Source organism: Finegoldia sp. P3-F-LR (assembly GCF_052932165.1).
Map to the genome: position 1 here is coordinate 44,579 of NZ_JBRFJE010000006.1, position 15,594 is coordinate 60,172.

The window sequence follows — 15,594 nt, forward strand, 5'->3', positions numbered from 1 at the left end:
TTACCTCCAAGTATTTTTAATTTTGTTTAATCTTTCTTCTACCTCACTCATTGAGTGAGTTTTTACTTCTTTATTTATCTTTGTTAAAAGTGAGTTTGTAACTGCTCGCCTTGAAAAGACCATATTCGTAACTTTTTCATCTTTTCTTTTGTCAGTGAGAGTTCCATCACAAAAACCCATCTCAATAGCCTTGTTCTTATCAAACCAAGTTTCTCCATCCATTAGATTGGAAATCTCTTCTCTGGATAGACCTGTCTTAATCTCATAGGCATTGATGATTGATTCCTTAACTTCCTTTAACATATCTATGGCTTTTTGCATTTCTTTTGAGTCACCAATAGCTACAGTTAAAGGGTTGTGAATCATAATTAATGATGTTGGACTCATCAAAACTTCAGTTCCTGCCATAGCAATGACCGATGCTGCTGATGCTGCAAGCCCGTCAATCTTAATGGTTACATTTCCCTTGTGTTCTAAAAGCATGGTGTAAATTCTCGATGCTGCTATACAATCTCCACCAGGGGAGTTGATCCATACAGTTATGTCTCCACTTTTGTTTTTTAATTCCTCAAAAAAGAGCCTTGGCGTGATTTCATCATCAAACCAAGACTCTTCTGCAATAACTCCATCTATATAGAGTTCATTTGAATCCTTTTTCCAGTTCCAAAATATTTTATTGTTCTTCATTAGGACTTATCACTTCTCCTTTCTGCTGATAAAAACTACCTGCCTTGTCAAGTGGTAGCATATTTCCATTTACAAGGTATAAGTCACCACCTTCTTCAGCCGATATCCTATCTAGGTTTTCTAATTCTCTTATGTCATTTGCACTCATCCAGCCATTCTGTCTTCCTACAGCATAGCCATTCATCCTTGATTCATAGTCTCCTCTTAGAAGTCCATCAAGATTAAATTTAATAAAGTAGGATGCCTTTTCTTTCTTTGTTAATAGTGATCTTTCCAAAGATTGCTCCCAACGAACAATCCAAGGATCAAGAGTATATTTAACAAACTCAAGAGACTGCTGTTCTATATTTGAAAATGATGACCTTTCCAAGTCACCAATCATGTGAGGTGGTATTCTGAATATCCTTGCTATCTCATTTAACTGAAACTTTCTAGTTTCCAAAAACTGGGCCTCACTTGGTGCTATGGCTATGGGTTGGTATTTCATTCCTTCTTCAAGTACAGCCACTTTGTTGGCGTTTTTAGGCCCCTGAAAGGCTGCATTCCACGACGCTCTAACTCTTTCTGGGTCTTTGATAATACCTGGATGTTCTAAAACTCCACCTGGCTGTGCTCCATTTTGAAAAAAGCTAGCACCATAATCTTCACAAGCCATAGCCATACCTATAGCATTTTTAGCCATTGTAATTGGAGAGTATCCAATAAGACCATCAAAACCAAGTCCTGGTATATGAAGTACATCTTCTTTTAAAAGATAAACTTCCTCTGATTTATGATTGTATTTATAGAAGATTTCTCCATCCTCACTTCTCATAACAGTCATTTTGTTTGGCATTAATGGATAAAGTCCAATTACCTCATTTCTTCCGTTACGAATTATCTGAGCATAGGCATTACCCCAAAGTAATAGATGGGTCATTAGTGTTTCTCTAAATACAAAGGAAGTCATTTCAGTATTTGGTTCATCGTGTAATAAAAAATATATAGCGTGTTCTTTTGCTTTTTCCTTTGAGTTTGAATCCCCTCTTTTATATAGATGAAGAGGAAGTCCTGCTAAGGTTTCAGCAAGAACCCTCACACATGAATAAACTGCCGTCATTTGCATAGCAGTAAATTCGGTTACATTCCTTCCTGCCGTTGTTCTCCCAAATAAAAAAGACGATGAAGATATCCTCTCCCCGTCTTTAGGTTTGTCTCGCGACTTAAATATTAAATTTAAAATGTTTATATTACCACCTCCTAAAAGTAGGTATGAAAAAAGCACCTACTAATGTAGATGCTAAAAAAAATATCATGAATAAATATATGTTAAAACCACTTTGACTTTTCTTTTCTAAATTTAGGAATCTCTCCATAAGCATATGGATTATAATTATCTATATTACATCCAAATTCTTTTAATTCTATTATTTTATTATCAAAATCCCATTTAACCAAAGAAATTCCATTAAATTCATCAATTTTCCCATTATTCATCACTGATTTAAAATGCCATTCCACAATTGATTGGTCTTTAAAGTCTAAAAATTGTACAATATCCCATGTTTCAACTTTTGCACGACTGTTCCATTCTTTAAACCATAACTCGAGTGTACTGCGATTATTATACTTTGGCCCCCAACTTTCTGTATACACAATATCATTAGCAAAAATATCTTTAATTCCTAAGTCTTGTTTTTTTATCCACATATCAAACCATAAACGAATAATATCTTCTCTATTCCTCATGAATATCACCTCAAAAATGTTTCTATTTTATTTATATACCCATATTAAAAAACAATCAACCCCCTATCATCATAAACAGATTCACTCGTATCATTGCCACACCTTATAGCCCTATCAAGAGCCATAATTGTAGCAATTACTCCATCTATTTTTTCTGTAGATTTTTCTTTATCTGCTTTAATGTTTCCAGCAGGATCAGTTCGTATGAAAATATTATCCATCATCCACCTTAGAACTGGATGACCTCCATGGGCTATTTTTCTTTCGAGAGTTAGTTTCATGAGTTCTTTTGTTGGTGGAGACATATCTTTAAATCCTTGACCAAAGGGAACAACTGTAAAACCCATTCCTTCTAAGTTTTGGACCATCTGAACTGCTCCCCATCTGTCAAAGGCAATTTCTCTAATGTTATATACCTCACCTAAGTCCTCTATAAATTTTTCTATAAAACCATAGTGGACTACATTACCTTCTGTTGTCATAATATAGCCTTGTTTTTTCCAAAGGTCATAGTTTACATGGTCTCTTTTTACTCTTAGGTCGAGGTTATCTTCTGGCAACCAAAAATAGGGTAATATTTGATATTTATCATCTTCATCTACTGGAGGAAAGACTAAAACAAAAGCTGTAATATCCGTTGTGCTTGATAGGTCAAGACCACCATAACAAACTCTACCTTTTAATTCTTCTTCATTAATAGCAAAATTACATAGGTCCCATTTTTCCATAGGCATCCACCTAATTGATTGTTTGACCCATTGATTAAGTCTTAGTTGTCTAAAGGCATTCTCTTCAGTTGGATTTTGCTTAGCCGATTCACAAGCTTGCCTTACTTTTTCTATAGGAACTGTAATTCCAAGAGACGGATTTGCCTTATGCCATACTTTTTCATCTGTCCAGTCATCATCCCTGTCTGCTCCATAGATTACAGGATAAAAAGTTGGATCAGTTTTTCTTCCTTCAAGTATGTCGACTGCCTTTTGATGAGTCTCATAGCAGATTGATTTCGTATCCGTTCCAGCAGTTGTTATAAGAAAATATAGGGGTTGAGTTCTCGCATCACCAGACCCTTTGGTCATAACATCAAATAACTTTCTATTAGGCTGAGTATGAAGTTCGTCAAAAACCACACCATGAATATTAAATCCGTGTTTAGAATAAGCCTCTGCAGATAAAACTTGATAGAAAGAATTAGTCGGCTTATATATCATTCTCTTTTGAGATGCTAGAATCTTTACTCTCTTAGAAAGAGCTGGGCTCATTCTTACCATATCAGCTGCAACATCAAAGACAATGGTTGCTTGTTGTCTATCGGCAGCACATCCATAAACTTCTGCTCTTTCTTCTCCATCGCCACAAGTAAGGAGGAGTGCTACAGCAGCTGCAAGTTCAGACTTTCCCATCTTCTTTGGTATTTCAATATATGCAGTATTGAATTGTCTATATCCCGTATCTTTTACAATTCCAAATAAGTCTCTTATGATTTCTTCTTGCCAGTCAATAAGCTTGAAATCTTTACCTGCCCATCTACCCTTTGTATGCTTCAGACATTCTATAAAGGTGACGGCATAGTCTGCTTTGTTTTTATCATAACGTGAGCTTTCAAGCATAAATCTAGTTGGTTTATATTTCATTTGACCTCCTTCCTTGAAAAATAGGCATAAAAAATAGCCACCTGATTGTGACTTCTACTACGACAAATAGAGGCTAAACTCTATTTGGAATTTTATTTTTATCTTTGTCTTGCTGTGTTTAATTCTTTGTAAGCTTTTTTAAGTTCTCTTTCTAGTGTTTCTGATTCTGCAAAAAGTTGAAATTCTTCTTCATTTAGGTTTCCTTGTGACTCTTTCCAAAGTTCTTCATGAAGTTGATCTGCACATTTCTTTGCTGTTCCTGCTATGTCTAAAAGGTTAATGGCTGCTCCAATCTTGCCTTCTTTTGATTTTTTTATTGAGTTTTCTGCGTATCTTTTGCAAGCTTTAACTTCTGTTTCTAATCTTTCTAAAAGGTCTTTTTTCATGGTAATGCTCTCCTTTTCTTTTGTTGTACACATATTCCCGTACAACTAGAGATAAGTCAAGCAATTATCTTGCTCAACTCTCTATTTTTATTCTAATTTCTCTTGAAAAGGAGGGCTGGTGCATATTCTTTTTCCTCTTTGCTCTCTTTGAAATTCCAATTAGTCCTTCCTGTATCTATTTCAATTAAGTCTATAGGAAAGTACCCTTTTCTTTTAAAGCTTTTTAACCCTTTCATAAGTCCTGTTGACTGGTCGGAAATTGTAAATTCTTGTATCCCAAATCTTTCAAGATTCTCTATCATATCTTCGTGATTATTTTCAAATCCAATGTCATCAAAGTTTATGATGTCTCGACCTATCCTTTGGGATTCTCTATATGCCCAATAAAATCTGTAACTGATTTTATTTTCTTCGAATTCTTCTTTTTCTTTTATATTTTCTAGCAGTTCAATCTTTTTCATTTTTCGTTCCTCCTCTTTTATTGTACACATATTCCCGTACATTGGAGGAATAGTCAAGCAATATATGGTTATTTATTTAGATTTTTCAATTATGTCCTCCCTAAAAATTACATTTAACATCGAACCATTATCCCATTTTACTAGGATTGATCCAATGGCATCCACCCCATAAACTGAGCCTAAGGTTCCAACTGGTGGAGCCTGTTCATCTTCCATTTGGATTAGTTTTACTCTTGTACCTACTGGATACGTCTCTTTCAATTTTTGTATAATTTCCCTTGAAATCATCTAATCACCCCACATACATATATCACTCAATCTAGGATTTATATCAAGTCATATTAATAGCATCTTCATACTTATATTTTTTTCCATCTCTTAAAAGGCTTATATCTTTATCACTACCCACTAAATTTAAATATCTTTTTACTGCTACATCAACAAATTTAGGTTCTATTTCTATTCCATAGCAGATTCGATTAAGCTCCTCACAGGCAATTAATGTAGATGCACTTCCTAAAAATCCATCAAGGACTAAGCCATTTGTTTGAGTTGATTGCTTTATTAAATAAGCAATAAGTGGTACTGGTTTTGATGATGGATGACCACATCCTTCTTTTTCAGAATCTTTAATTCCATCAAATTCGAAGACTGCTGTTTGCTTTTGATCTCCATACCAGTTATGTTTTCCATCTTTTCTCCAACCAAAGATAATAGGCTCCATATTAAATTTCCAATCTGTTCTCATGAAAGGAGCTCTTGGTTTTTTCCAAATAAGCCCTGCACCAACTTTAAATCCTGCATCTTCAAAAGCATCATAGAAAACTCTAGCTTTCATCGTTGCATAGAATTCATAAATAGACGCATCTTTGGCCATTGCATCTTTGAAGTTAGTAAATACCTTCATTAAAAATTCATAGGCTTCCTTATCATTTAAGTTGTCATTTTTGATTGTTCCCGATTTATTTTTTAATTCAACAAAATATGGTGCATCAGTACATACTAAATTGACCTTAGTTTCACCTAGTAACTTTTCAAAAGTATCCCCTAGAGTAGAATCTCCACAGATAACTTTATGTCTTCCTAGAGTCCAAATATCTCCTTCCTTGGAAAAAATAGGCTTTTTAAGTTCTTCTTCAACATCAAAGTCATCTTCTTCAGCCTCTACACCAAGGTCAAAGAGCGAAGATAATTCTTCAGTTGAAAATCCTGTAAGCTCTACATTAAATCCATAATCTTCTAGGGATTCAATTTCAACTCTCAATAGTTCTTCATCCCAACCAGCATCAAGACTTAGCTTATTATCAGCAAGTACATATGCTTTTCTTTGTGCCTCTGTAAGATAATTTTCTAATATGCAAGGTACTTTTTTAAGTCCAAGTTTCTTAGCTGCAAGAAGTCTGCAATGCCCAGCTGTGATTACATTGTCATCTGAAATTAGGATTGGGTTTAAAAATCCAAATTCTTTTATTGATGCAGCTACCTTATTTATTTGTTCGTCAGTATGCGTTCTAGCATTATTAATATATGGGATGAGTTCATCTACATTTTTTAATTCATATTGTAATAGTCCTTCTTTCATTAGATGAGCCCCCACTTTGCAAATTCCTCAAAACCACCAATAGATTTTACATAGTCTTTGGCAATTTCTACTATTTCTTCATAGGCTTTACCATCAACAGTTTCATCTCCAATTGCACAGAATAATTCTATATCCCTATTTTCTTTTTGTGCTTTTAGGTGAGCGTAGATATTGACCGATACATCTGCCTTAGATAGGTCTTTGCCATGAAGGCCCCCACCAGTTACAGCTCGACCCATATCTGAACCTAGCTTTCTATTGGTTGCTCCAGTATCTACATTAAATCCTCCAGTCCAATCTCCTAATGGATTTACAATTGCTCTTGGATAAATAGATTTTAAAATTTCCGTAGATACATTTGACTGACAAATAATAAGTTTATCCCCATCAAGAATATATTTCCCATCATATGGGTAGTCCCTATAAATTTCTCTGGCTATAGTTGAGAGTTTCTTTTCTTCTTCAGATGTAGGCACTCCTTTAAATATTCCATTATCCCCACATCTAATCTTTTCTTTTTGATTGTTCGATAAGTGAATGTCTTGCTCTACAATTTTTACATCGGCTTTTACTTCTCCTGCTATTCTATTAATAGCTGATTTGATTTCTTCAACATCTAACTTGCAGTCCGTTTCAATAATCACATGACAATCACCATGACCAAGCAAAACCTCGACTGCAATTTTAGGGTTCTCCTTTTCTTTATATGCTAAATCTACAATTGCACCTGCAATACAATCTGCTATTTTATCTGGATGCTTTGGATTTACTTTTTCAAACAATATAATTACCTCCTCTGCCTTAGTAATTTTTCCATCATATCTTCTCCATAGTCTTCATATACTTCCGTGCAGTTTTCTTTAACTATGTCATAAATCTCGTACCATAGAAGATTGGCCGTCTTTTGAAACTGGCTAGACATCTGTACAAATGGAGATGCAATAACTCCACCAGTTGTAGGATGCTTTCCTAAAAGTCCAAATTGACTTATTGCCTCTTCACATTGAATGTATCTTGCAAAAGCCTGGGAGTAGGATTCTAATAATCTTGGATTTACTAAGTTTTCACAGTTTCTCTGTTTTAACCAAGACCATGTCTCTTTATATATTTCATCAGCACCAAGTGGTATTCCATTCTTTTGCTTTGCTGATAGATAGTCACTTGGTGTAGGCATATCGGTTCCATCAAGAACTGATCCATCTGGTAAGTCAACTGCATCTATTTCTTCTGGAGTGAATGTTGGAATATCATTCATTAAAATTTCTACCTTTTTACCTTTTTCTATTTTTTCAACAGCAGGCTGTGGTTTGCCACCTGCTTTTACTCTTCTTCCACCTCTGTATGTTCCATCTTTAGCGATAGTATCACCTCCTATTTTATTATTTTCTTTAATAGGGCCTTTGAACCCGTTTTTTTGTGCGTGAGAGGGCGGCACCGTTGGTAGGGAAATCAGCTTTTAAGATAACGACTCCCCCTCCCTCAAAACTTTTCTCGTCCAAATCTATCTCCACGCTCAGCATGAATCTTTGAGTGACAAGATTTACAAAGACTCATAAGATTATCTTCGTCATTAGTTCCACCACGAGAAAGAGGAAGTATGTGATGTACTTCCTCTACCTTTGTCATTCTATTTTCTTTTAAACACATTTCACAAAGTGGATGCTCTGCTACATATCTTTTTCTTATAACTCTCCATGCTTTCCCATAACGCTTATGAGTTTTAGGATCTCTTCTATATTTTTCATAGTTTTTGTTGTATTCTTTTTCATGTTTCTTGCAGAATCGTCCATCAACTAATTCAGGACAACCTGGATAAGAACATGGTCTCTTAGGTTTTCTTGGCACTTTATCACTCCATAAAGAAAGCCTTGAAGATTAAATCTCCAAGGCTCTTTAATTATTCTTTCGCTATTTTAATAATACTACATTTGCTTAGTGACATTCTATGACATTTTGTGACCACTTAATTTCAGAGAGGATATTTCTTTCAATCCTCGATTATGAAGCCTATGAATATGTCTAATATCATAATTCATTTCAACTGCTATCTTCTCCCAAGTCTCAAAGCAAAGATATCTTTTTTCTAAAACGACTTGAAGTTCTTTGTCTTCAATCTTTTTTATTGTTCTTACGATTTCTTTCTTTAAATCCACCAACTTATCTATATCTCTATTAATCTCTTCTTGGAGATCTACAATCTTTACGATAGTATCTTCAAGTTTTGATGGTCCTCTATTAGGACTCTTAGGCATATCTGATAAGGTCGATGTAGCTTTTGTTGCTAGAGCGTTGAGTGATTCAACTTGCTCCAGCTTTGAGTTTATTCTCTTGTCTAAATAAAAAGCTTGTTTTAAATATTCTTTTGCGTTCATGCTTACCTCCATGTTTTTTTGAGGTAAGTTCTCTATAGAACCTCTACTCATTTTAGATTTGCTTTTACTGCATCAATAAGTGCAGCTTGTGTTTTATTCTTATTTTCTAATGCTTTCATAACATCTTCATCAATAGTTCCTTTTGCTAAGATATGATGAATCACAACTGTTTCTTTCTGTCCTTGTCTATAAAGTCTGGCATTGGTTTGTTCATAAAGTTCTAATGACCAAGTAAGAGAAAACCAAATTAGTGTTGAACCTCCAGCTTGTAGGTTTAGTCCATGACCAGCAGATGCTGGATGAATAATGGCAACTGGAATCTTACCTTGATTCCATTCTTTAAAGTCCTCACTTGTCTTAAGTTCTCTTACATCAAACTTGCCTTTCATTCTTTTCAAATCTGACTTGTACCAATAAGCTATTAATACTGGTTTACCATTTGCGCCTTCTATTAAATCTTCCAAGGCATCCAGCTTTCTATCATGAATATGAATCATATTTTTATCTTCATCATAAACAGATCCCGATGCCATTTGAAGTAACTTATTAGAAAGGGCTGCAGCATTAACTGCATCTATATCTTTATCCTTAATACTAACTACCAATTCTTTTTTTAGTGTCTCGTAGATATCTCTTTCTTTATCTGATAAGTTTACAAAAACTTCATTGTTTATCTTCTCTGGCATTTTTAGGTAATCTTCAGCTTTCATAGAAACTGTGATATCTGATATCTTTTCATAGATTGCATCTTCAGCAAAAGGCAGTGGTTTGTAAGAATAAATAATTGGTCCATTTCTCTTATCTGGTTTGAAGTAGATTTCCCTATACTGACCAATAAATCTACCAAGTCTCTCTCCCATATCAAGCAGTCTAAACTCAGCCCATAAATCCATTAGTCCGTTAGATGATGGAGTTCCAGTAAGACCAACTATTCTTTTTACCTTTGGTCTAACTTTCATCAAGGCTTTAAACCTCTTTGACCTATGAGATTTAAAAGATGATAGTTCATCAATTACGATCATATCGTAGTTAAAGGACAGTTCGCTCTTATTTATTAGCCAGTCTACATTTTCCCTATTGATTAGATAAATATCTGCTTGTTTATTTAATGCTTTTATTCTTTCTTTTTCATTTCCTATGACTACTGAATAATCTAAGATATCAAGATGGGACCATTTTACTATTTCCTCCTTCCATGTATCTCTTGCAACTCTTAATGGTGCTACAATTAAAACTTTAGAAATATCAAAAGAATCAAAGAGTAAGTCTTTTATAGCCGTTAAGCTTATAACCGTCTTACCGAGTCCCATGTCCAGTAGAAGTGCTGATTCTTCATTTTCTTTTATAAATTCAGTAGCATAGTTCTGATACTTGTGTGGAGTGTATTCCAATTAGTCACCTCCGATCCTCTTTATTATTTCATCAATGTTTTCTTTTGAGTCAAGAACATAAACTTTAAAACCTAAGTTCTTAAATTGCCTTATTCTTTTTTTCTGAATTGGTCTTGGTTCTCCTCCAGGTCTTTTTGTTTCCACAAATCCTATCTTTCCTTTAGGTAGAAATATTAACCTATCTGGTATTCCCGTCATTGAAGGAGATGTAAATTTAAGACAAAGACCACCATGGAGTTTTACCTTGTCGACTAAGGCTTTTTCTATTTCATTTTCTAACATATAAACCTCTATTCTTAGCCATTGTGCAAGTCGTGAAACTCTATTATATAACCTTTATATATAACTAAAATTTAATTTACTTACTATATAATAGTTATATATATGACATTCACGACCTGCACTTCTTGTATTTTTACACAAAGTCTGACTTTAGTTTAAGTCCACTTATCACAATTCCTTGATTAGTTTTTCTCCTCATAAATCCATTGGATGAAAGAGCAGAATAAAAATCTGTTGTTGACCTTACATAATCTCCAATTCTTAAACAATAGGCTCTATATTCTTGATAGACTTCTCCAGACTTCTCTTCAAATGATGAATCAATCTCACAACACTCATTTAAGAAATGCTTGAACCAGTTATTCGATTCCTTATATTCATTTATGGCATCTGCTACTTTTTTAGGTAGGCTGAATTTAAAATCTTCATCAATAGCCTTTTTAGCACCCTCGATTAACCACTTGAGAACTGCTCCCCCAGCCTTATCTACTAAATAATCAGTGTAGTTTTTAATATCACTACTGCCCTCTATCTTTGCCTCAAATGGAATTACAATGAGTCTTCTCCAGGTTCCTTCATCTAAGGCACCCACCTTTGGTAGGTGGTTAGTATATAGGACAAGGGTGTGAGAAGGTATGAACTTGAATGGATCTCGATATTTTTTCTCTGCTACAATCTCATCTGTAGAACAAAGCTGTTTAACATTTGAAGTATTTAACCTTAATCCTTCTTGAAGTTCAGCTGCAATTAAAAGCCTTTTACCTCTTGTTTCAGCAAGTTCTGGTTTGGCATTTCTCTTAGAATTAACAGTAAGAATATCTGCTGAGATTGACCCACTATATAGATTTAGAACTCTAGAGATAGTATTCCAAAAAGTGGACTTCCCATTTCTTCCATCACCATAAGCTATAATTAGAGCCTCAATATAGACCTTTCCGATTAGAGAAATACCAGCCACTTTCTGCACGTATTCTATAAGTTCTTTATCTTTTACAAAAAATGTATCTAAGGCATCAAGCCATATATCCATATTTTCATCACTAGGATCTACAGAGGTTTCTTTTGTTATATAGTCTTTTGCCTTATGGTCTCTGCATTCTCCAGTTTTTAAATCTACTGTAAATGATGGAGTGTTTAACAAGAATTCGTCTGTATCAAGTTCTCTTTGGTCTATTTCAAGCATTGGCTTTGATTCCTTTAAAGTTGCATGAATAGCTCTGGTGTCACCTCTTTTTACTGCATATTTCTTATATGCCTCAAGCGAAGTTAACTTATAATAAATAGATTTTTGATTTTTATCAAAAACCTCCATTGCCTTTTTCTCACTCATAGAAGACATAATATCCCTAATTCCTGATTTCTTAATGTCTTCATCCATTTTCAAAAGTTCATTGTCTATTTCTTCTATTTGTTTTAAAACTAAATCTTGAGAGTATCCTTGTGCTTTTAGTTCAGATTCCTCCCAGTAGGAGTCGTTGTAAACAAGAAAACCTGTAGAAGGAGAAAATCGAATTTTGTCTTGGTATTCTCTTACAAAAACTTCTGCTTGACCTATGTCTGAAAATTCAGAAGGCCTTAAATTTATGCCTTCAGTATATTCTTCAGGTGGAATGTAATCTTCACTTGCTGCTACCTTTTTATAGAATTTACAAGCAGACCTCCATATTTGTTCCAATTCATCATCTGGGAGTGGTGGTGAGCAAAGACTAGCTTTTTTATCGAATAATTCTCTTGCCTCATCTGTATTTCCATATCGAATGAGAACCCTACCTGCAAAATGGTTCATAGTTGAGTTTCTAGAGCCTTGCTGAATCAAGTCTTGAGAGTTATCAAAATTTTCAAAGTCATCTTTTAAAATATCAGTTATATATTTCCTTCCCCTAGCTATTTCAACAGCAGGATTCTTAACTCCAAAGAAAAACCTCGCTCCATCTAAGGCATTGCCATCAAAGAAAGTATAAGTCTCTGACAATCTTTCTTTGATGCCTACATATTCAGCTAAATTTGTGACCTTTGGAATTGGAAAATATATGTGCATTCTTGGTCTTGCAGCTTTTCCATTCTTTTCTTTTCTATGGTTTCTGCTGTAAACTATGGCAAATTTAACTCCATCAAATATTCTCTTTAAATCGTTAGTTGAAATCCAATCATCTGGATTTTCTGAATAGTCGTTATCTATATCCATGGGAATACATTCTGACTCTATAAAACTATCATTGGACCTGTAGGAATTTTTATACTTAGCCATTACATGGTCGAAACTTGCAGCTTTCTCAAATGACCTAACATCTACTGCATTGACCCCATTAGGATAAACACAATTTGACTCCACTCCTATTTGATTTGAGGTGTATATTTTCAATTAGGATACCTCCTTTATATAACGAATCTTCATTTTTCTCTTCTTAGCAATTTTTATTTCTTCTGCCATTCCAGGACTTATATGATCACCAAAAGCCCAGACTTCTTCACATTTTCCAAGAAGGACATAATTAAAATGCATGGCAAGTCTTCTCTCACTTTCATCACTCATAAACTGAGGAAATAAAAGATGTGGTGCTATGGGAATATTTCCTTTATCTAAGGCATATCGAGAATACTTCTGTGCCTTGATGACATTATTTTCTAGATCTTCAGAAAATGGACTGCAGATATATACCAGGGGATAGTATCTCTTCTCTGCATTTTTAATTGCTTGATAAGGAGTGGGATCCTTGCACCCACTCCCGTTGTATAGTTCCTTATTCATAAATATCCCTCATTGTTTCACTACAAGTATTACAGCAAACTTGAGTAGAAAATAAATCGCCATCTTCCAATACTTTATTTAATTCTACTCGAACTTCTTTTCCACACTTTGGACAGGTGCAAAAGACATTCTCATCATTTATTTCAATGCTTATTTCCATAGAATCATTTATTTTTTCTTTAACATAAAACATGAATAACCCTCCATTAGTCTTTTTTATAAAATTCACTTTCAAATCCATCTGCATCTAAGATAAGTCCAGGTGCCCAACTAGGAACTAAAGACATAATTTGATTTATTTCTTCGATACTAGATGAATCACTTTCTATTACAACTTCATCATGAATATGCATGACGATATTAAATCCTTTTTTCTCAAGTCTCATCATAGCCTCTGCTAAAATATCTCTGGCTATTGCTTGAACTATATTTTCTACAAATTTTCCTCCGTAGGATTCTATCTTGTCCCACTTATTTCCTACTACGATTCCCTCATAGACTATTGACTCTCCACCAAATCGATTCGTCCCTATCTTTGCCTTTGGATAAGCAAGTCGTCTTTTTGAAGGAAGTTCTATGAAAAGAATGCCTTTTTCATAGCTAATAACTAGGCTCTTATATTTTTCTTTAGTTCTAGTCTTTACAACTCTTTTTACGACTGAATCTATATCCCACCACAAGCTTACGATGTTAGGATTAGCCTCTCGCCAGGAATCAACTATTGATTGAAGTTCATCTTCAGACAAACCCATCTCAATACCACCCATTGCTTTAAGAGCACCTAAGGCCCCTTGATAACCACAAGCTAAAGTCGCTATCTTTCCTTTTTGCCTGAGATGTCCATTAACTCCATGTTTTTCAACTGGCACTCCAAACATCCTCGATGCTGTTCTACAATAGATATCTTCTCCATTTTCAAAGGCATCCAATACCCATTGTTCTCCTGCAAGCCATGCAAGGACACGAGCCTCTATTGCTGAAAAGTCTGAAATAATAAACCTGGTGCCTTCTTTTGCTATAAAGGCTGTCCTTATTAATTGGGATAAAATATCAGAAGGAGATTCATAGAGAATTTCCATAGTTTCGTAATCTCTATTTTTTACAAGACTTCTAGCTAGGTCTAAATCTTTTAGATTGTTTCTCCTTAAGTTTTGAACTTGAATAAGCCTTCCTGAATATCTTCCAGTTCTATTTGCACCATAAAATTGGATCAGCCCTCTTGCTCGATTGTCTTTTCCTTTTACATTTTTCATAGCATCATATTTTCTAACTGAAGATTTAGATAATTCCTGTCTAAGTTCCAAGACCTCTTTTATATCTCCCTCAGTATTTTTAAGAGCAGATTCTACATCTTTTTTAGCTAAGGAGTCTATCTCTAAGCCTTTTTTATTAAGCCATTCTTTTAGCTGTAATGGAGAGTTTGGATTTTCAAGGCCAGTTAGTTCTATGGCTCTATCCATGTTTTCTTCTCGTAAGATTCCGTCAAATTTAATAGCTGAATCGACTAAAACTTCATCAATTAAAATTCCTCTATCGTTGATGTTTTGATCTATCCAGTAGTTTTCCCATTCTGAATGAGACATAGGAAAGGCTGATAGTTTTTTCTTAATAGCCATTTCTGTTTCCACATCTCTTTGGTTATATTCCTTAAATGTAGACCACTTTTCTAAATCATGATGTGATAGATTTCTTATCCTCATACCATTAGTCTTAGTTGGTTTGCAGGGAGTAGAAAAATATCTAATAAGGGCCTTGCCTTCATTCATCTTTTGCTTATCAAGTTTCAAAACCTCTCCTACTTTTTCAAGCGATAGAGGTAACCCTAGATAGGCTGACCAAATCATAGTGCAGTACCAACCTTGAGGTTTTAGTCTCTTACCTAAAAACCTAGATAGACACACCCTTTCAAAATTTGCATTAAAGGCCCACTTTTCTACGTTTTCATCACTAAGGGCTGACAATATTTCTTCAGGAATAATCTCTCCATTTGCCAAATCTATGACCTTAACTTCTCCATCATTAATAGAATAGGCAAAGAGGAGGATTTCAAAATCCTCACTCTCGGCATATTTGTATACACCACTTTTGCCTAAATCAACTGAAGAATAGGTCTCAAGATCTATGGACAATTTCTTCATAGCTATCACTAAGCTTTGTTAATTCTGCTAAATTATTTTTTCTATCTTCTTTTATTTGCTTTTCTATTTTTCTGATATCTCTATCTAGTTCTTTTAGCTGAGCTTGTAAAAATCCAAGCTTATACCATAAAAAGGACCAAATAGCTAAAACTATTGCTGTAATTAAATAGTCCATTTCTACCTC

At 34.5% G+C, this 15,594-nt stretch carries 19 protein-coding genes; all 19 read right to left on the reverse strand.

Annotated features, from left to right (window positions below):
* The 19 genes from ACU68U_RS03700 to ACU68U_RS03790 all read right to left on the reverse strand — a co-directional run bounded on the left by ACU68U_RS03700 (position 1) and on the right by ACU68U_RS03790 (position 15,585).
* On the reverse strand, positions 1 to 687 hold the full coding sequence (locus tag ACU68U_RS03700) for a head maturation protease, ClpP-related (protein WP_446762774.1): 687 nt from the start codon (positions 685 to 687) through the stop codon (positions 1 to 3).
* Positions 674 to 1,951 (reverse strand): phage portal protein, encoded by a 1,278-nt coding sequence (locus ACU68U_RS03705; protein WP_446762775.1) that lies wholly within the window; start codon positions 1,949 to 1,951, stop codon positions 674 to 676. The genes ACU68U_RS03700 and ACU68U_RS03705 overlap by 14 nt, the downstream gene beginning before the upstream one ends.
* A 44-nt stretch (positions 1,952 to 1,995) precedes the next feature.
* Complete coding sequence (locus ACU68U_RS03710; RefSeq protein ID WP_002834879.1) at positions 1,996 to 2,415, reverse strand: nuclear transport factor 2 family protein; 420 nt, start codon at positions 2,413 to 2,415, stop codon at positions 1,996 to 1,998.
* 44 nt (positions 2,416 to 2,459) lie between these two features.
* Positions 2,460 to 4,049: a terminase large subunit gene (locus ACU68U_RS03715; RefSeq protein ID WP_446762776.1), complete on the reverse strand. Its 1,590-nt coding sequence runs from the start codon at positions 4,047 to 4,049 to the stop codon at positions 2,460 to 2,462.
* A gap of 98 nt (positions 4,050 to 4,147) precedes the next feature.
* Complete coding sequence (locus tag ACU68U_RS03720; RefSeq protein ID WP_070611477.1) at positions 4,148 to 4,435, reverse strand: transcriptional regulator; 288 nt, start codon at positions 4,433 to 4,435, stop codon at positions 4,148 to 4,150.
* Between the two features lie 92 nt (positions 4,436 to 4,527).
* Complete coding sequence (locus tag ACU68U_RS03725) at positions 4,528 to 4,896, reverse strand: DUF7698 family protein (protein WP_446762777.1); 369 nt, start codon at positions 4,894 to 4,896, stop codon at positions 4,528 to 4,530.
* Positions 4,897 to 4,968: 72 nt separating this feature from the next.
* Positions 4,969 to 5,184, reverse strand: coding sequence for a DUF4314 domain-containing protein (locus tag ACU68U_RS03730; RefSeq protein ID WP_060802110.1), 216 nt, complete (start codon positions 5,182 to 5,184; stop codon positions 4,969 to 4,971).
* Positions 5,185 to 5,227: 43 nt separating this feature from the next.
* Positions 5,228 to 6,478, reverse strand: coding sequence for a site-specific DNA-methyltransferase (locus tag ACU68U_RS03735; RefSeq protein WP_151409014.1), 1,251 nt, complete (start codon positions 6,476 to 6,478; stop codon positions 5,228 to 5,230).
* Positions 6,478 to 7,260 carry an S-adenosylmethionine synthetase N-terminal domain-containing protein gene (locus ACU68U_RS03740; RefSeq protein ID WP_446762778.1) on the reverse strand — a complete coding sequence of 261 codons (783 nt, stop codon included), beginning with the start codon at positions 7,258 to 7,260 and terminating at the stop codon, positions 6,478 to 6,480. The genes ACU68U_RS03735 and ACU68U_RS03740 overlap by 1 nt, the downstream gene beginning before the upstream one ends.
* Before the next feature lie 5 nt (positions 7,261 to 7,265).
* Positions 7,266 to 7,913 carry a P27 family phage terminase small subunit gene (locus ACU68U_RS03745; RefSeq protein ID WP_446762779.1) on the reverse strand — a complete coding sequence of 216 codons (648 nt, stop codon included), beginning with the start codon at positions 7,911 to 7,913 and terminating at the stop codon, positions 7,266 to 7,268.
* Between the two features lie 44 nt (positions 7,914 to 7,957).
* Positions 7,958 to 8,323: an HNH endonuclease gene (locus tag ACU68U_RS03750; protein ID WP_446762780.1), complete on the reverse strand. Its 366-nt coding sequence runs from the start codon at positions 8,321 to 8,323 to the stop codon at positions 7,958 to 7,960.
* A gap of 98 nt (positions 8,324 to 8,421) precedes the next feature.
* Positions 8,422 to 8,850 carry a hypothetical protein gene (locus tag ACU68U_RS03755; RefSeq protein ID WP_446762781.1) on the reverse strand — a complete coding sequence of 143 codons (429 nt, stop codon included), beginning with the start codon at positions 8,848 to 8,850 and terminating at the stop codon, positions 8,422 to 8,424.
* Between the two features lie 47 nt (positions 8,851 to 8,897).
* Positions 8,898 to 10,241: an SNF2-related protein gene (locus tag ACU68U_RS03760; RefSeq protein WP_446762782.1), complete on the reverse strand. Its 1,344-nt coding sequence runs from the start codon at positions 10,239 to 10,241 to the stop codon at positions 8,898 to 8,900.
* Positions 10,242 to 10,523 (reverse strand): VRR-NUC domain-containing protein, encoded by a 282-nt coding sequence (locus tag ACU68U_RS03765; RefSeq protein WP_308532393.1) that lies wholly within the window; start codon positions 10,521 to 10,523, stop codon positions 10,242 to 10,244.
* A gap of 133 nt (positions 10,524 to 10,656) precedes the next feature.
* Positions 10,657 to 12,885 carry a phage/plasmid primase, P4 family gene (locus ACU68U_RS03770; protein WP_446762783.1) on the reverse strand — a complete coding sequence of 743 codons (2,229 nt, stop codon included), beginning with the start codon at positions 12,883 to 12,885 and terminating at the stop codon, positions 10,657 to 10,659.
* Positions 12,886 to 13,272 carry a DUF7768 domain-containing protein gene (locus tag ACU68U_RS03775; RefSeq protein ID WP_002834899.1) on the reverse strand — a complete coding sequence of 129 codons (387 nt, stop codon included), beginning with the start codon at positions 13,270 to 13,272 and terminating at the stop codon, positions 12,886 to 12,888. It abuts the gene before it with no gap.
* The gene (locus ACU68U_RS03780; protein WP_004835125.1) at positions 13,265 to 13,465 is read right to left on the reverse strand and encodes a hypothetical protein; all 201 of its coding nucleotides are present in this window, start codon (positions 13,463 to 13,465) and stop codon (positions 13,265 to 13,267) included. The genes ACU68U_RS03775 and ACU68U_RS03780 overlap by 8 nt, the downstream gene beginning before the upstream one ends.
* 13 nt (positions 13,466 to 13,478) lie before the next feature.
* Positions 13,479 to 15,410: a DNA polymerase gene (locus tag ACU68U_RS03785; RefSeq protein ID WP_002834901.1), complete on the reverse strand. Its 1,932-nt coding sequence runs from the start codon at positions 15,408 to 15,410 to the stop codon at positions 13,479 to 13,481.
* Positions 15,385 to 15,585: a hypothetical protein gene (locus ACU68U_RS03790; protein WP_002834902.1), complete on the reverse strand. Its 201-nt coding sequence runs from the start codon at positions 15,583 to 15,585 to the stop codon at positions 15,385 to 15,387. The genes ACU68U_RS03785 and ACU68U_RS03790 overlap by 26 nt, the downstream gene beginning before the upstream one ends.
* Positions 15,586 to 15,594: the final 9 nt, after the last annotated feature.